This is a genomic window from Methylobacterium oxalidis (assembly GCF_007992195.1).
In the GTDB taxonomy this organism is placed as follows: domain Bacteria; phylum Pseudomonadota; class Alphaproteobacteria; order Rhizobiales; family Beijerinckiaceae; genus Methylobacterium; species Methylobacterium oxalidis.
Window position 1 is genome coordinate 1 of sequence record NZ_BJZU01000064.1, and the last position, 16,057, is coordinate 16,057.

The window sequence follows — 16,057 nt, forward strand, 5'->3', positions numbered from 1 at the left end:
TTCGGCCGGATTGTTGATGCCCTTCGTGACGCTCTCATTGGCGAGTGCGGGCACGGCTGCGAGCCCTGCACCGAGTGCGAGAAGATGGACCGCTCTCATGGTTCCTCCGTGGATTTTCTGCAGACCGGTCAGCGACACGATCGAAGCTGTTTCTCTGTCTGCTCTGGCCGGCAGTTTTCCCGCCATTGATGCAGGTTCATCTGCCTAACCAGCACATAGATATCGGCTCTTACGGTAATTGCAATAAGCAAAACATAAATATTTGAACATCGATAAGTGAGAGCAATAGAAATCAATCTCCGATCGAACAAATTGGCCAGCTAGAAATAGAAGTTTTGTCTTGAGACTTAATTTTTATGACACCGCCGATTTCTCTCATTACGATATTGACTGGCCTGTGGCGATGTTTACGCTCACTCCTGTTTGCGACTGGATCTGACGGCTCTTCAGCCTGGACCGCTCTGGAGCTTATTGATCACGGCGAGGTCGAATGGCCTCGCCGTTTCTTCTTGAGCTTTACTTCGCAGGTCGGAAATCCGTCAGATCGGTCTCGGTGTTGCACAGGAGCCGTGCGCGACACTGGATCCGAGCTTGAAACTTTTCACAATTCGAGTCAATCGACGGGATAATCTGGCAATCAGCTTGGGCAAAATCAGTCGTTTACGGCAGGCGCTTCGGCAAAATCGCCTTCATCACCCTTGTATAAAATCCTATGGCCATCGCGATGGCTCCGGTGCTCGAAGCGTCGCTGGATGTTCCGACTCGGGTCGATCAGCCGAGCGTCCCCGTGGCTTCCCACGGGCAGATCGGGCTTGGCGAGGCGCAACCGGATGAAGCCCGAGATGCCGTCCGGCGTCCGGATCTGACGGCTCTCGTTCGCCAGGAAGTCTGGTCCGGCGGCGTTGGCGGCATCCGCGGCGGCCTTCAGCCCCGGAGGCGGCGGGTCTGGGTTCGGAGAGGGCGTTCAGCGTCCCGGCAACCCGTTCGGCTGGGCGAGGCCGCGCCCGCACCGGCGCCCCTTGCGGGGTGAGGCCGGACGCGGGCGTTCCCGCTCATGCATCCGCGCCGACGCCGGGGTCGGCCGGCACCGCCGCGATGCCGGCCCGCGCTGCCCAGGCCCCGAGATCCTGCTTTCGGATCGCCGCGGCCATCATGTCGGGGAAGAGGTCCGGCGTGCAGGCGAAGGCCGGCACGCCGAGGCTGGCGAGTCGGGCCGCGAGCGCCCGGTCGTAGGTGGGCGCGCCCTCGTCGGAGAGGGCGAGCAGGGCCATCATCTGCACGCCCGAGGCCACGAGGCGCTGGGCCCGGGCGAGCAACCCGGCCGCGACGCCGCCCTCGTAGAGATCGGAGATCAGCACGAGGATCGTGTCCTCCGGCCGCGTGATGCGCGACTCGCAGTACCCGACCGCGCGGTTGATGTCGGTGCCGCCGCCAAGCTGGACCGAGAACAGGACCTCGACCGGATCGTCGAGGGAGTCGGACAGGTCGACCACCTCGGTGTCGAAGACCACGAGCCGGGTCGAGACCGCGGGCAGCGAGGCCATCACCGCGCCGAAGATGCTCGCGTAGACCACGGAGTTCGCCATCGAGCCGGACTGGTCGATGCACAGCACCACGTCCTTGAGCGAGCCGCGGCTCTTGCGCCCGTGGCCGAGGCGCGTCTCGGGGATGATGGTGCGGTACTCGGCCTGATAGTGGCGCAGGTTCGCCCGGATGGTCCGGTTCCAGTCGATCTCGGCGTGGCGCGGGCGGCGGTTGACGCTGGCGCGGTCGATCGCCCCGTTCACCGCCTGCCGCAGGGGCTCCTCGAGCTTGCGCAGCAGCGCCTCGACGACCTTGCCGACGACGAGGCGGGCGGTCTCCCGGGTGCGGCCACCGAGCAGGCCGCGCATCGCGATCAGCGTCGAGACGAGGGCGACGTCGGGCACGACCGCCTCCAGCATCTCGGGCTCGGCCAGCATGCGCTTGAGGTCGAGCCGCTCGAAGGCGTCCCGCTGCAGCACCTGCACCACCGAGGCCGGGAAGTACGCGCGGATGTCGCCGAGCCAGCGCGGCACGGACGGGGCGGAGCTGCCGAGCCCGCCGGAGCGGTCGGAATCGTAGAGGGCGCCGAGCGCCCGGTCGATGCGCCGGTCCCGCTCGCCGAGCGCGCAGCCGGTGCCCTCGGCCTGGCCGCCGCCGAGCACGAGGCGCCATCGGCGCAAGCGCTCGCTCTCCTCCACCGGCTCGCTCACGAGGCGTCCTCCGTGGTCGCGTGTTCGGGCCCGAGGAGCAGGCGCAGGATGGGCAGGACCCGGTCGGCCCGCTGCGCGTCGAAGCCGGTTCCGGGGCCACCCGCCTCCGTCCGGCCGCCCGGCCGGGCGAGCGCCTCGCCGATCGCCCGCCGCTCGGCCGGAACGATCGTCGCGAAGGTCCGGCGCACCAGCGGCAGCAGCTCGTCGAAGGTCTGCGCGTCGAGGCCGCAGAGCCACGCGTCGATGACGGCGAGCAGGCCCTGCCCGTGGATCAGGGCGGCGCCGCTCTCCTCGAGGAAGCCCTCGATCCAGGCCGCGGCCGCGGTCGCGCCGGCCGCCCGCGACAGGGCGCGGTGGAGGCGGTCGCCGGCCTCGTCGGCGCAGAGTACGCGCGCGTCGTAGAGGAGGCGCACCGCCCGCCCGACGACGCGGCCGTGGACGTGCTCCTGGTCGGCGAGCATGCGCAGCGCCTCCTGCCAGGTCGCCCGGAGGCCGGACTCCTCCAGGAGCGCCACGGCCCCCGAGACGGCGACGATGCGCGCCGTGGCGGCGGCCGCCGCCTCGTCGTCGAGGCTCTGGCAGGCGGCGACCAGCCCGGCGGCCGCGCGCGGCACGAGCCCGTGCACCACCGCCAGGACGGGGGCGGTGTCGGAAGAGCGGACCGAGCCGTAGCGGGCGAGCTCGGCCAGGGGCGGCAGCGCCTCCATCAGGTCGAACACGTCGGCCGAGACCGCGGCGCGGTCGTCGAGGGCCTGCACCACCTCGGCCCCCGCCGCCCCGAGGTCGGCGTCGAGAAGCGTCCCGATCAGCCCGGCGAGCTCGGCCACCCGCTCGGCGCGCCGCGCGGCGGCGCGGACCCGGCCCGCCGCCGCCTCGGCCACGGTGCCGCCCTCGGCGGAGGCGGCGACGAGCTCCACCACCCACTCGGGCTGCCAGGCAAGAAACCAGCTCTCCTTGAAGGTGCCGCGGCCGCGCGCCTGCCGCCGGTCGCCCCAGGGTATGCCGATGAGGTGGAGGCGGTTGAGGAAATGGCTGCGGGCGAGGTCTGTCTCCTTGCGCAGATCCAGGACGATCTCGCCCGCATCCGCGCCGGGCTTGAGGCGCAGGCGGCGGCACTGCGCCTCGAAATCGGCCTCGACCGGCGTGCCGGGACTGCCGGGCGGCGTCGCGCCGAGGCGCTCGCCGATGACGAGCTTGCGCCGGATCAGGGCCATCGGGCCCGGGTCCGCGAAGCACAGGGTCGCCTGCGCCGCCTCGTCGAGGTCGTCCAGCGAGGGCCGCGCCCGGCCGCGGAAGCCGGCGAGCGCCTCGGCGAGCCGCGCGGCCTCGATCACGGAGGCCGGCGAGGCGTCGAGGTCGGCCTCGCGCAGGAGCGCGGCGGCCCGGGCGAGCCAGCGGGCGGCCACCTGCCCCTCGTGGTTCCACAGGGTGTCGTACCACTCGGGCGAGAGCACGCCGGCCCGGTAGCCCGACGCCGTCGCAAGCCGCTCGTAGGACCAGGGCGCCCAGGCACAGGCGATCTTGGTCTTCGGAAGGCCCTTCAGCGTCGCGGCGTCGGCGCCCGCCCGGCCCCTGGCGTCGTGCAGGGCGAGCGCCGGGACGTGCCAGGCGCCGCAGACCACGGCGACCCGCGCGAAGCCCTCCTTCGCGGCCCGGCGGATGGCCTGCCGCATGTGCGCCTCGCGCGCCTCCTCCCGGAAACGCTCGCCGGGGTCGGGCTCGGCCTGCTCGCGCAGCGCCGTCATCGCCTCGGCGATGGCGCCGAACACGTCGCCGTCCGCACCCGCCCGGCTCTCCACGAGGGCGTCCCACCAGCGCTCGCCGTCCGGGTAGCCCGCGGCCTGCGCGAGCTCGCCGAGCGGGTCGCGCCGGAGGGCGGCGGGCGCCGGCGCCGGGACCTCCGGATCGTCCCCGGCCGCGTCCCCGGCCTGCGCGTCGGCCGCCGGGGCGGCGGGACCCCCGTCGATCGGCCCGGCCTCGTCCTCCGACGAGGGCTCGGGCATCCCGGGCGGCGCAACGCCCGGCGGTCCGAACCCGTCGGCGAGCTGGATCGCGTGCGGGAGGTCGATGAACCGCACCGCGATCCCCGACGCCAGGGCGCCCTGCAGGGCCACCCATTCGGGCGAGAAGCCCGCGTAGGGGAAGAAGGCGCAGTCCCGCGGCCGGTCGGGCCGGTAGACGAGGAGCGCCACGGGCGGCACCATGCCCGACTGCGCGGCGAGCGGGATCAGCGCCTCGGCGTCCGGCGGTCCCTCGATCAGCAGGCAATCGGGCTCGAAGGCGTCCAGGGCCGCGCGCAGCGAGCGGGCGGAGCCGGGCCCGTGATGGCGGATGCCGAAGAGGCGGATCTCGGACATCGGAGCGCCCCGTCAGGCGGTCTCCCGGGCGGCCCGGTAGAGATCCTTCCAGTCGGCGCGCTCCTTGACCACGGTCTCAAGGTATTCCCGCCAGACGATGGCGTCCTGGACGGGGTCCTTCACCACCGCGCCGCTGATGCCGGAGACGAGGTCGTGGGCCGAGAGCCGGCCGTCGCCGAAATGGGCCGCCAGCGCCAGCCCGTTGCCCACCACGCTGATCGCCTCGGCGGTGGAGAGGGTGCCGGAGGGCTGCTTCACCTTGCTCTTGCCGTCCGCGGTGACCCCCTCCCGCAACTCGCGAAAGATCGTGACGACGCGCCGGATCTGTTCGGCGCCCGGCGGCTCGGCCGGGATCTCGAAGGCGCGGCCGAGGGCGGCTACCCGGCTCTCCACGATGGCGATCTCGGCCTCGATGGTGGCCGGCGGCGGCAGCACCACGGTGTTGAAGCGGCGCTTGAGCGCGCTCGACAGCTCGTTGACGCCGCGGTCGCGGTTGTTCGCCGTCGCGATCACGTTGAAGCCCTTCCGGGCGGAAACCTCCTCGTTGAGTTCCGGGATCGGCAGGGTCTTCTCGGACAGGATGGTGATGAAGCTGTCCTGCGTCTCGGAGGGGATCCGCGTCAGCTCCTCGACGCGGGCAATGCGGCCCTCGCTCATCGCGCGCATGACGGGCGAGCCGACCACCGCCTCGCGGCTCGGGCCCTTGGCGAGCAGGAGCGCGTAGTTCCAGCCGTAGCGGATCGCCTCCTCGCTGGTGCCGGCCGTGCCCTGCACGATGAGGCGGGAGGTGCCGCTGATCGCCGCCGCGAGGTGCTCGCTGACCCAGCTCTTGGCGGTGCCGGGCACCCCGAGCAGCAGCAGCGCCCGGTCGGTGGCGAGCGTCGCCACGGCGATCTCCATGAGCCGCCGGTCGCCGATGTATTTCGGGGTCACGACGAAGCCGGAGGGCAGGCGCCCGCCCAGCAGGTAGGTGACCACCGCCTGCGGCGACATCTGCCAGTTCGGCGGGCGCGGCCTGTCGTCGGCCCCGCGAAGCGCCTCGATCTCCTCCGCGAAGGCGTCCTCGGCGGCCCGGCGCAGCTGCGCGGCCCCGCTCCCGTTCGTCGAGGTCATGCCCGGGCGTTCTCCGCTGCGATGGTGAAGGGTTCGAACTCGCGACGCATCGCGGCGCGCAGCTCGAGCGTCTCGGCGAGGCGCGCGACCTGCCGGCGCAGGCGCCCGTCGGGATCCTCGGGCGTCTCGTCGGGCAGGCGGGCGAGGAGGGCGGCGGCCGAGGCCGCGGCCTCCGCGTCGGGGTGGGCCCGCTCGGCGAGGCGGTCGATCATCCAGCTCCGGGCCAGCGCGTCGCGGTCGGCCCGGGCGCCGCGGGTGACGGCGGCGAGCCAGTCGAGATGGGCGGCGGTGAAGCGCTCCGAGAAGGCGGCCGGTCCGTGGCCGAGATGGGCGAGGATCGTCTCGGCCTCGCCGCCGCGGAACGCAGCCTCAACCAGCCGCTCCCACTCCGCCGCCGGCAGGAGCCCGGCGGCCCTCGCCCAGACCTCGCGGAGCGGGTCGGTTGGCCGGACGCCGGAGAGGCGCCCCGCATGGGCCTCGCCCAGCACCGTGGCCAGCGCGCGCGCCCAGTCCGCGTCGCCCTCGCGGCGCACGGCGGCGAGGAAGCCCTCGATGATCGGGTCGGACCACTCGCTGCGCAGGGCCAGCTCGATCCAGAGCCGGGGCGGGTGCTCGGCGAAGGCGTGGAGCGGCGCCGCGCCCAGGATCTCCCGCAGGAGCCCGGCCCCCGTCCCGCCGCCCCGCCTCTCGTAGGCGCGCGGCTCCACGCCGTCGCGGGCGAGCATCGGCGATTCCTCCGGCAGGGTCACCGCCAGCGCGTGCGTGGTCCCGCCGAAGAGCCGGCGCTTGGCGGTGATCGCGAGCGCCGCCTGCGCCCGCGCCGCCATGCGGGAGGCGAGGAGGGAGCGCGGCAGACGCGAGAGCAGGCGCTGCGCCGCGGCGCGCACGCCCGAGGCGCGGTCGTCGAGGCAGATCTCGAGGAAGGGCGCGTCCGCCTCGGACAGGCCCACCTCCAGGGCCGCAACGAGGCTCTGGCGGATCTCCGCCTTCTCGGTCCGGAACGCGGCCTCGAGCGCCGCGCGCGCGGCCTCCGGCGCGTCGGCGCGGACGGCGAGGAACGCCGTTCGGCGCTCGGACGGGCTGCCCTCGCTCCAGTCGCCCGAGACAGGCTCGGCCGCCTCGGCCGGGTTGTCCGCACAGGCCCGGTCGAGCCAGGCGAGCTCGGAGCCGGCGATCCGCCCGACCGCCTCGGCGAGGTCGGCGCGGTGCGCGGCGAGCGCCGGCACCAGCCAGGGCGGGGCCCGCACCCCGGCCGCGGCGGCGAGCCCGCACCACTCCGCGAGCCTGTCGCGGGCGCCGCCCGACAGCAGCAGGGCGAGGCGCGCCGCCGCGGCGGACGGGCATTCCGGCCCGGCCGGCGGCCGGGGCTCGGCCGGGACGAGCAGCCCGGGCGCCAGGGCCCGTCCGGCGAGGTGACGAACGCCGTGGCCCGCGAGCCGCGCCAGGAGGGTGGCACCGGGATCCGAGGCCGGGCCGGGCTCGCCCCAGGGCTCGAGGGGAGCGCCCGCGAGACCTGTCGGTGCCCGGTCCGCCCCGAGCAGGGCGGTCGCGAGCGCCGCCTCCCAGCCGTCGGCGGCCTGCCCAATCCCCTCCATCAGGCCGCCCGCATCAGGATCGGACGCGCGTCCCGCGCGGGCACCGCGTAGAGGTGGCCGCCGGCCACCAGCGCGAGGGCCTCGAGCCCGAACCCGTCGTAGAGGCCGAACAGGTCGACCGGTGCGCCCGCCGCCACCGAAACCAGGGCGGGCAGGTGCGGACCGGCCCGCAGCGCCAGGCAGCCCGTCGCGTCGCCCGCCGCCAGCGCCTGCCCGTCGGTGAGGCGACCGAGCCGCACGCCCGCCAGCCGCAGGGGCCAGCGCTCCGTCCAGGGCGCCCGCGCGAGGGCGCCGGCATAGCCGTCGAGCGCCGCGGCGACGCTTCCCGCCCCCGGCAGGCTCGCGGCGCGCGCCGGCCCGGCACGGCCCTCGCGAAACACGGCGCGCAAGGGGGGATCCCCCGGATGGAAGGCGAGCGCGCCGCCGAAATCCTGGCCCGCGGCCGGAGCCGGCGGCAGGGGCGCGCCGCCCGTGCCGTACTCGATCACCTGCGCGAGGGCGCCCGAGCCGCGCCCGGCGAGCCAGACGCTGCGCGCGGTGAGCTTGTCCTCCTCCTCGACCGCGTGGGCGAGCACCGCCCATTCGTCTGTGTGGTCGGGCCGGGCCGCCATCTCCTCGGCGGAGACGGGGAAGCCGATGGCGGCGCGCACGCCCGCGGCCTGCCCGGGGTCGAGCGCGTCGAGACGGCGCGCCGCCCGCGCGAGCAGCGCGAGCCGGCCGATCCCGAGCGCCAGCGCCGCCTCGGGTCCCGCCGCGCCAGGCCGCGCGCCCGCGGCGGCGAACCCCGGCAGGGCGCGCACGCGGCGAGCGAGGCCGGGTGCCTGACCGTCCACGAGGCGGCCGGCCATCCGGTCCCAGAAGGCGTAGGGCTCGGCCCTGGCGCCCGCGAGGCCGCGGCGCATCAGGTCGCGGAGCCAGAGATCGAGCTCGTCGAGGGCGGCCGCGACGCGATCCTCGCGCGCTTGCCGCCGCTTGGCCTGCGCCCGCTCGTCGACGGGCTTGGCCGGCTCGCAGGTCCTCGCCTCGGCGGCGGCGCGGCCCTCGCGCCCCTTCGCCCAGGCGGCGGCCCAGTCCGGCGGTTCGGCCTCGGGGAGCGTGCCCGCGGCGTCCACGAGCATCAGCCCGAGCGCGTGCTTGCAGGGAAACTTCCGACTCGGGCAGGTGCATTTCGAGGCGGGGCCGCCGAGATCCGCGACCGTGCGGTAGGGCGCGGCTCCGCTGCCCTTGATCTCGCCCCAGACGAGCGTGCCGGCGCGTCCGAGCCCGAGCCACTTCGCCGGCTTCGCCTGATCCTGACCGGCCTTGCGGCTCGATGCGTCGGGCGCGAGATCGAGGATCTGGGCTGCGGTCAGGCTCATGCGGAAGGACGCTGGGCTCCTGATTCGGCGGTCGGCGCGACCGTTCAGAAGATCGACGGCCTTGTCAAAGCCGGCTCCCGCCCGCGCCCCGTAGGCGGCCCGCGCCGCGCGCGTGCCGTGTCCTCGTAGCGGCCGGACATCAAGGCTGAACGACAGTGCCGAGGCCGATCAGAACCAGGGGGATCGCCGCGAAGGCCAGGACGGTCTGCGTCGCGGTGATGCCGGCCATGAGGGCGGCGTCGCCGCCGAGCTGCCGCGCCAGGATGTAGGCGGACGAGGCGGTCGGCAGGGCTTGGAACAGGAGCGCCGTCGTCAGCGCCGGCCCCTTCAACCCGAGCGCGGTGGCGACCAGAAGCGTGACGATCGGCATCGCGAGGAACTTCATGGCGGAGGACGAGGCGACCGGCCCCATCCAGTGCCGCACCGAGCGGAACTCGAGCGCCGCGCCGATGCAGAGAAGGCCGAGCGGCAGCGAGGCCGCCCCCAGGGCGCGCATGGCCGGCTCGACCCCCGCAGGGATGCCTAGCCCGAGCATCTGGAACGTGATGCCGCCGAGGGAGCCGACGACCAGCGGGTTCGTCACGAGCTGCCGGAGGAGGCCGGCCCGGGTCAGTCTCGCGGAGCCGTACCGGGCGAACACGAGCACGCAGAGGATGTTCACCGTGGGCACGATGGCGGCATTGCAGATCGCCGCCAGGGCGATGCCCTTCGCGCCGAACAGCCCGGCCGCCAGGGTCACGCCGACGTAGTTGTTGAAGCGCACGCTGCCCTGGAACACCGACGTGAACGCCGGCCCCTCCAGCTTCATGAGCGGTCGCGCGGCGACGACGAGCGCGGCGACGGCGAGGGTCGAGAGGATGAGCGTCAGGGCGAGTTCCCGCACGGGCAGCGCCTCGAGCTGCGCGGTCGCGAGGCCGTGGAAGAAGAGGCACGGGAGCAGGACGAAGTACGCGAGCCGCTCGGCCTGCGGCCAGAAGGCGTCCTCCAGGAACCGGGAATGCCGCAGCACCATCCCGAGCGCGGTCAGGATGACGACGGGCAGGAGGGCGAGAAGGACGGCGCCGGTCATGATCTGCCTCCGAGGGCTTCAGAGAGGGAGTCGTCCGCCCATCGGGCCGAGCAGAGCGGCTGCCTAACACCGTACCGATGCGAGGGAAAATTCCTCTCGGCCTACCTGTCCGCACCTCGGCGGCGGGCCTGCGCGGCGGATGCGATCGGCCGTCGGCCCCGTCCGCCGGAAAGCCGACGACCGCGAGGCGCGAGCCGGTCCCGGTGGCATCCGGATAGGGCGCCTGGTCGTGCTCGATTTCGATCGTTTCGCGCCCATTCGTGCCGTTCAGGGCATGCGTCGCCGAATTCTGAAGCGGGCTCACGGCTGGATGCAGGGAGGGGCACCGCTCAATGCGCTTCGGGCACCCTTGCCCGCTACCTGACGCAGCAGGTCACGTGCCGCGCGCTCCGATCGGGGATGCGGGGGCAGGAGCTGCGTCCGCTCTGATCGCTCGCGCTCCGCGCAGCACCTCACGGCGCAGGATCTTGCGTGCCGCGGCGGCGAACAGGACCGCGAGCAGCAGCATCAGCCCGTCGAACCACGCGAGCAGCAGATCGCCGCCGGATCCGCGCAGCGGATGCTCCGCTATCGTCAGGATGTCGGCCGCGACGACGGCGAAATACAGCACCGCCGCGCCGGCCAGACTCTCGCACCACGCCCGGCGCTGCGGACGAACGAGCGGCACCAGCGCCGCGATGATCCATGTCCCGAAGAAGGCACGGACCTCCCAATCGGCACGACCGACAAGGTCCGTGGGCAGGAGACGGTTGGAGAGAAAGTAGACCGCCACTGCCGCCGACAGGCCGGCCACCGCCCCGATGTTCAGAGCCCGGACGAGCCGCAGACCGAGGCTCGCGCGCGCGCCGGGCGCCGGCACGCGGGCCATCGTCCAGAGGATGAGGCCGGTTGCCGAGACGGCGCAGCCCAGCAGCCCGCACAGGAAGAACAGGGCGCGCAGGAGCGGACCGGCGAAATGCGCCTCGTGAAGGCCGATCATCGTCGCGACGGTCTTGGTGGCGGGCTTCAACTCGGCGGCCACGATCTGCGCGACCGCACCCGTGGTTCCGTCGAAGGCGACCTGGGGATGCTGGTGGGAGAGGCCGTGCGGCTCCTCGAACAGCACGATCACGGTCGCGTTCGCGTCGCGCGGATTCTGGATCGAGACGCGCTCCAGCGGCTCGCGGACGCGCGCCATCGCATTGAGCACCATCGGTCCGACCGGGGCCAGGGTGCCGGGCTGCCCCACGGGCGGTCGTGGCCGCGCGATCTGACCGCTCTCGGCAAACATCGCCTGCGCGTTGCCCTTGTAGGCCGCCGTGACGCCCCAGGGCATGTACATCAACGAGAGCGTGATCAGACCGGTGTAGGTGATCATCAGGTGAAAGGGCAGCGCCAGCACGCCCGTGACGTTGTGCGCGTCGAGCCAGCCGCGCTGGTGGGACCTGTTCCGCCGGAAGGTGAAGAAGTCCGCGAAGATGCGCCGGTGCGTGATGATGCCGGAGACGAGGGAGACGAGCAGGATCATCGTGCAGATGCCGACGATCCAGCGCCCCCACAGGGGCGGCAGGTTGAGCTCGAAGTGGAACTGGTAGAGGAAGTCGCCGCCCCGCGTGTCGCGCACGGCGGCGGGTGCGCCCGTCTCCGGGTCGAGCAGGACGTGGCCCGGAGCCTGACCGGCTCCCCGCCGCCAGAAGAGCTCGACCACCGGCTTGTCCGGCCGCGGCGGCGTGATGAACCATGCCCGCGCCCCGTCCGCGTGCACGTGCATGTAGGCGACGCCGCGCTCGACAGCCGCCGCGAGGGCGTCCGGGCCGAATGCCTCCCGGCTGTGCAGCTCAGGCTGCATCCAGCGGGTGATCTCGGGCCGGTAGTAGCTCGCCGTGCCGGTGACGAAGACGGCGAACAGCACCCAGCCGACCACGAGGCCGGACCACGTGTGCAGCCACGCCATCGATTGCCGGAAGCCCTTATGCATGGTCGGTCAAGGCGCCGATGTCCGGAGACGCTCCTCTAGAAGTCGACTTGCGCGGAGACGATGAACGTGCGCGGTGCTCCGACCGCCAGGAAGCCGCGGGCGGCGGAGGCCCAGTACGAATCGTCGAGGATGTTCTCGACGATGGCTCGAACCACGACGGGCTTGCCGTTCACCCCCGGGAAGACGTAGCGCAGGCCGGCATCGAAGCGCGTCCAGTCGGGGACCGACTGGGTGTTGGCCTGATTGTAGAACTGACCGCTCGTGTAGATCGCCCGTCCGGTCAGCGTCAGGCCCGGCGCCAGCCACGGCGGCAGGTCGTACTCGCCGTAGAGGTTGAACGCCGTCGTCGGGACGCCGGGTGCGGCGTTCCCGTCGAACTGGCCGCCAGCGGTGCTGACGAGCCGCGCGTCGATGAGCGTGACGCCGCCGAGGAGCCGCACGCCCGGAACAGGCTCGCCGAACACGGCGAATTCGGCGCCGCGGTTGCGCTGGAGGCCGCTGAGGGAGAAGCGCCGTGTCGCGGGATCGGTGAAGGCATTCGGCTGCTCGATCTCGAAGAGCGACGCCGTGAGCGCGACGGTTCCGAAATCGTACTTGGCGCCGATCTCCTTCTGGCGGCTCACGAAGGGCGCGAAGATCTCGTTGGCGTTGACGGCCGTGGCCGGCGCCGTCGCTCCCTCGGAGAGAGACTCGATGTAGTTGCCGTAGAACGAGAGGTTCTCGAACGGCCGGACCACCAGAGCGAAGGCCGGGCTGAACCGGCCCTCCTGGTAGCTGGAGGCGATCGTGCCCTGGTTCGCCGCCGGACGGGTGTTGAAGCTCCTCAGCGCTACGTCCTGGTAGCGGCCGCCCAGCGTCAGCAGGAATCGGTCATCGCCCAGGGACAGGGTATCGGCCACGGCCACGCTGCGCAGCGTGAGTTCCGTGAAGAGGGGTTGGCGGCTCGCACGCGGCAGCCCCGCCGTGGCGATCGATCCGAACGGCAGGTGGACCGGGTCGTAGATGTTGGTGCGGAAGCTCGGCAGGCTCGGCGGAAAGTAGCCGCGCGAGAAGTTCTTGTTGTTCGCCTCGACCGCCGAGACGGTGAACTGATGCCCGATGAAGCCGGTCTGGAAGTTGGATCGCAATCCCACCTCGCCGGTGAGGCCCTGCAACTCCGTGGGTGCGATGGCGAGGGTGTTCGTCGCCGCCCCGGTGCTGCTCGTGATCTGGTAGAACGAGCTCAGGGAATCCTCGCGATAGCGGCTGATGCCGCCCGCGGCGTAGATCGTCGTCTCGGGCAGGAGGTCGTACTCGACGCGGCCCGCGGCCATCTCGTACCGGCTGTCGTTGTACTCGAACGCGCTCGCCGTGTTGCGCCGGTTGTTCGGTGCCCGGGGGATGACGATGTTCGGCGCGGCCGCGTTGAACAGCGAGGTCGGCGCCGTCACGTTCTGGCTTGAGTGAGTCAGGTCGAGCGAGGCACGGAGCCGCTCGCCGCGGTAATCGAGGCCGAGCGCGGCGACGCCCCACTCGATCGCGTTCTTGTCCAGCGGGGTGGCGCCGTTGCGATAGGCGCCGTTGAAGCGCACGCCCCATTCCTTGAAGGCGCCGAAGCGGCGGCCGAGATCGACGTGCGTTCCGACCTGCGCGTCGCTGAAATAGGTCGTGGTGATCCGCGTCAGCGGCTCGTCGAAGGCGCGCTTCGGGATGAGGTTGATCGTGCCGCCGACACGACCGACGCCACCGCTCAGAAGCGCGGTCGGCCCCTTCAGGATCTCGACGCGCTCGATACCCTCCAGCGGGCTGCGGCGCGGATTGTTGATGTAGAACAGGCCGTCGAAGGCCGTGTCGAGGTTGGTGACCGAGAAGCCGCGAATGAAGAACGAGTCGCGCTCGCTGAACGGCGGCGCATCGTTGCGCACGGATGGATCGTTCAGGACGACGTCGGCGAGCGAGCGGGCCTGCTGATCGCGGATCAGCTTGTCCGTGAAGCTCGTGACGTTGAAGGGCGTGTCCAGGACGGGACGGTTGCCCAGAAGGCCGACCCGGGCCCCTGTCGCGACCTGCCCGCCCGCATAGGGAACAGGGGGTTGGCCGACCGTGCCGCTCGCCGGGGGCAGGCCCGCGACGGATCCTGGCCGCTGTCCTTCGACGCTCAGCTCGCTGAGCGTGACCGCCCCGGGCACCTCCCCGCCGAACTGGACGTAGCGCGGATTGACGAGCGTGATCGTGGAAGGGCCGACCGCCTTGTGGGCCAGGCCGGTGCCCTCGAGAATCCGGCCGAGGGCCTCGAGGGGCTGAAGGACGCCCGCGACGCCGTTCGTCGTGAGCTTCGCCGTCAACGCGGTGGCGTAGACCAGCTTGACCCTGGCCTGCTCGGTGAAGGCGACGAGTGCCGGTTCGAGCGGCCCCTGCGGGATGTCCAGGAAGACCGTCTCGGCATCCTGTGAGGCCGAAGGCGCCGGGGCGAGTGCGATGATGCCCGGCTCGCGGTCCTTTCGCGACGGGGCGCGGCCCGTGTCCTGGCCGAGCGCCCCGGAAGAGGGCATCACCAGTATCGACATGCCGGCGAGCGCGGTCCCGACCAGCCGCCCACATCCGAGTTCACGGTCTCGCGCCGCCATCCCACGCCCCATCTCCAAGGGGCGGCACGCTTCGCGCTCTCTCGACCCCTATTGAGTGAGATCAACGAGGCCGCGATCTCCTGACGTCCGGTCGCGAGATTTTTTTAGGCTTTCACAGCGGCGACCCGACGAGGACGAGAAGAGGGGTCAATCGCGTGACGCTCACCCCCATCGTCGCCGCGATCGCGTCGAGAGCGTCGTCCGTGCTGCGCGTGTCGAAGGCACCCGTGACGCGCCGCTCGCCGGCCCGGGAGTCGAGGAGGACGATCCGTCCGCGACGGTAGCGTCCGAGTTCCGCCAGGACCGTGGACAGGCGCTCGCCCGAGACGATCAGGCGCCCCTCGCGCCAGGCGGTCGCGCGGTTCACGTCCGCCTTGACGACGGCGAGAGAGGTGCCGCGCTCGAGCCGGACCGCCTCGCCGGCCGAGACGCGAACCTGCTGGCCGGACGCCGAGACGTCGACGCGCCCCTCGGCGACATCCACGGGCGTATCGGTGCCGTCCACCCGAACCGAGAAGGAGGTGCCCACGGCCCGGACGCTCAGGCCGCCGCCGCGCACGACGAACGGGCGCTGCGGGTCGGAGGCGACGTCGAAGAATGCCTCGCCGCGCAGGAGTTCGATTCCGCGCTCGGTCTCCGAGAAGCGGAGCGCGAGCGCCGAGCCGGTGTTCAGATCGACACGGCTGCCATCGGACAGGGTCGCCTGCGCGATGTCGCCGACGCCGCTCCAGAGGTCGGATCGCAGCCAGTCCACGAGACCGAGTTGGTCTGCAGCAGCGACGCCGAGCACGGCCGCGACGGCCAGGCAGATCAGTGGTCCCGAAGTCCGGCGCCGCTTCCGGGGATCCTCCAAATGGCCGAGCTTGCGCCACAGCTCGTCCAACTCCGCGTATGCCTCGGCATGCCGCGGATCGGCCACGCGCCAGGCCTCAAAGGCTTCCCGGTCCTCAGCGGTCGCATCGGACGAAGACAGGCGCGCGACCCACTCCGCGGCGGCCTCGTAGACCGGATCGTCGCTGCTCTCTGGCTGAGGATCGGACATGCTGCTCTCAGCCACGGCTCCGCTCCCTCCGGGTCTCACCAAGGCCCGGGCGGCCCGACGATGTGTCCCCATATCGAGGATCAACGAGGCGCAGAATTCCTGACGTCATCTGTCAGAGTCGATCACCGCAATGTCGGCGACACTGCAGAAGCGCCCTGATGAGGTGCTTCTCGACCATGTTGCGGCTGATGCGCAGGCGTGCCGCGACCTCGCCGTTCGACATACCGTCGAGGCGGGCGAGCAGAAACACCTCGCGGCATCGGGGCGGCAGCGCGTCGACCGCGGCTGCGAGCCGCTTGAGTTCCTGCCGGGCCATCGCCTGCCGTTCCGGAAGCGCGAATCCATCGACGATGTCAGCCATTTCGCTGTCGCTCAGGGCCTGGAACATCGTGCCTTCGAGACGCTGCCGATTCCGCATCCGCCGCGCGACGTTTCCGGCGATCTGGAACAGGAAGGCCGATGGCTGCTCGACGTCCGTGCGCGTGAGCGCAGCCAGCATCCGCAGGTAGGTTTCCTGGTGAGCATCGGCCGCGTCGACGGAATTGCCGAGTAGCCGACACAGGATGCGCCGAAGTTTGACACCTTCGCTACGGTGCAGCGCGTCGATCGATATCGGCTGCATTCTGGAAGCCCTGGGATCTTTGCATCACGAAGGACCGCTGAAGCACTTCGCGGTGGTTCGGGCAAGCAGGATGCAGATGACTAGCAGGTTATTAGATTCATACT

10 protein-coding genes are annotated in these 16,057 nt (G+C 71.9%); all 10 read right to left on the minus strand.

What is annotated here, in order from left to right; all coding sequences use genetic code 11:
• Window positions 1-1,052: 1,052 nt before the first annotated feature.
• The 10 genes from MOX02_RS15825 to MOX02_RS15870 all read right to left on the minus strand — a co-directional run bounded on the left by MOX02_RS15825 (window position 1,053) and on the right by MOX02_RS15870 (window position 15,953).
• The gene (locus MOX02_RS15825) at window positions 1,053-2,234 is read right to left on the minus strand and encodes a vWA domain-containing protein (protein ID WP_147026757.1); all 1,182 of its coding nucleotides are present in this window, start codon (window positions 2,232-2,234) and stop codon (window positions 1,053-1,055) included.
• A complete protein-coding gene (locus MOX02_RS15830) occupies window positions 2,231-4,591 on the minus strand; it encodes a DUF5682 family protein (RefSeq protein WP_147026758.1) in 2,361 nt (786 codons plus the stop codon). Before MOX02_RS15830 ends, MOX02_RS15825 begins: the two co-directional genes overlap by 4 nt.
• Window positions 4,592-4,603: 12 nt before the next feature.
• Window positions 4,604-5,704 (minus strand): ATP-binding protein, encoded by a 1,101-nt coding sequence (locus MOX02_RS15835; RefSeq protein WP_147026759.1) that lies wholly within the window; start codon window positions 5,702-5,704, stop codon window positions 4,604-4,606.
• Complete coding sequence (locus MOX02_RS15840) at window positions 5,701-7,299, minus strand: DUF5691 domain-containing protein (RefSeq protein ID WP_147026760.1); 1,599 nt, start codon at window positions 7,297-7,299, stop codon at window positions 5,701-5,703. Before MOX02_RS15840 ends, MOX02_RS15835 begins: the two co-directional genes overlap by 4 nt.
• Window positions 7,299-8,657, minus strand: a complete 1,359-nt coding sequence (locus MOX02_RS15845) for an SWIM zinc finger family protein (protein WP_147026761.1) — start codon at window positions 8,655-8,657, stop codon at window positions 7,299-7,301. Before MOX02_RS15845 ends, MOX02_RS15840 begins: the two co-directional genes overlap by 1 nt.
• A 139-nt stretch (window positions 8,658-8,796) precedes the next feature.
• Window positions 8,797-9,726 carry an AEC family transporter gene (locus MOX02_RS15850; protein ID WP_147026762.1) on the minus strand — a complete coding sequence of 310 codons (930 nt, stop codon included), beginning with the start codon at window positions 9,724-9,726 and terminating at the stop codon, window positions 8,797-8,799.
• A 373-nt stretch (window positions 9,727-10,099) separates the two neighbouring features.
• Complete coding sequence (locus tag MOX02_RS15855; protein WP_147026763.1) at window positions 10,100-11,683, minus strand: PepSY-associated TM helix domain-containing protein; 1,584 nt, start codon at window positions 11,681-11,683, stop codon at window positions 10,100-10,102.
• 35 nt (window positions 11,684-11,718) lie between these two features.
• Window positions 11,719-14,253, minus strand: coding sequence for a TonB-dependent receptor (locus MOX02_RS15860; RefSeq protein WP_147026820.1), 2,535 nt, complete (start codon window positions 14,251-14,253; stop codon window positions 11,719-11,721).
• Between the two features lie 148 nt (window positions 14,254-14,401).
• The gene (locus MOX02_RS15865; RefSeq protein ID WP_147026764.1) at window positions 14,402-15,331 is read right to left on the minus strand and encodes a FecR family protein; all 930 of its coding nucleotides are present in this window, start codon (window positions 15,329-15,331) and stop codon (window positions 14,402-14,404) included.
• 112 nt (window positions 15,332-15,443) lie between these two features.
• A complete protein-coding gene (locus tag MOX02_RS15870; protein WP_147026765.1) occupies window positions 15,444-15,953 on the minus strand; it encodes an RNA polymerase sigma factor in 510 nt (169 codons plus the stop codon).
• Window positions 15,954-16,057 lie beyond the last annotated feature (104 nt).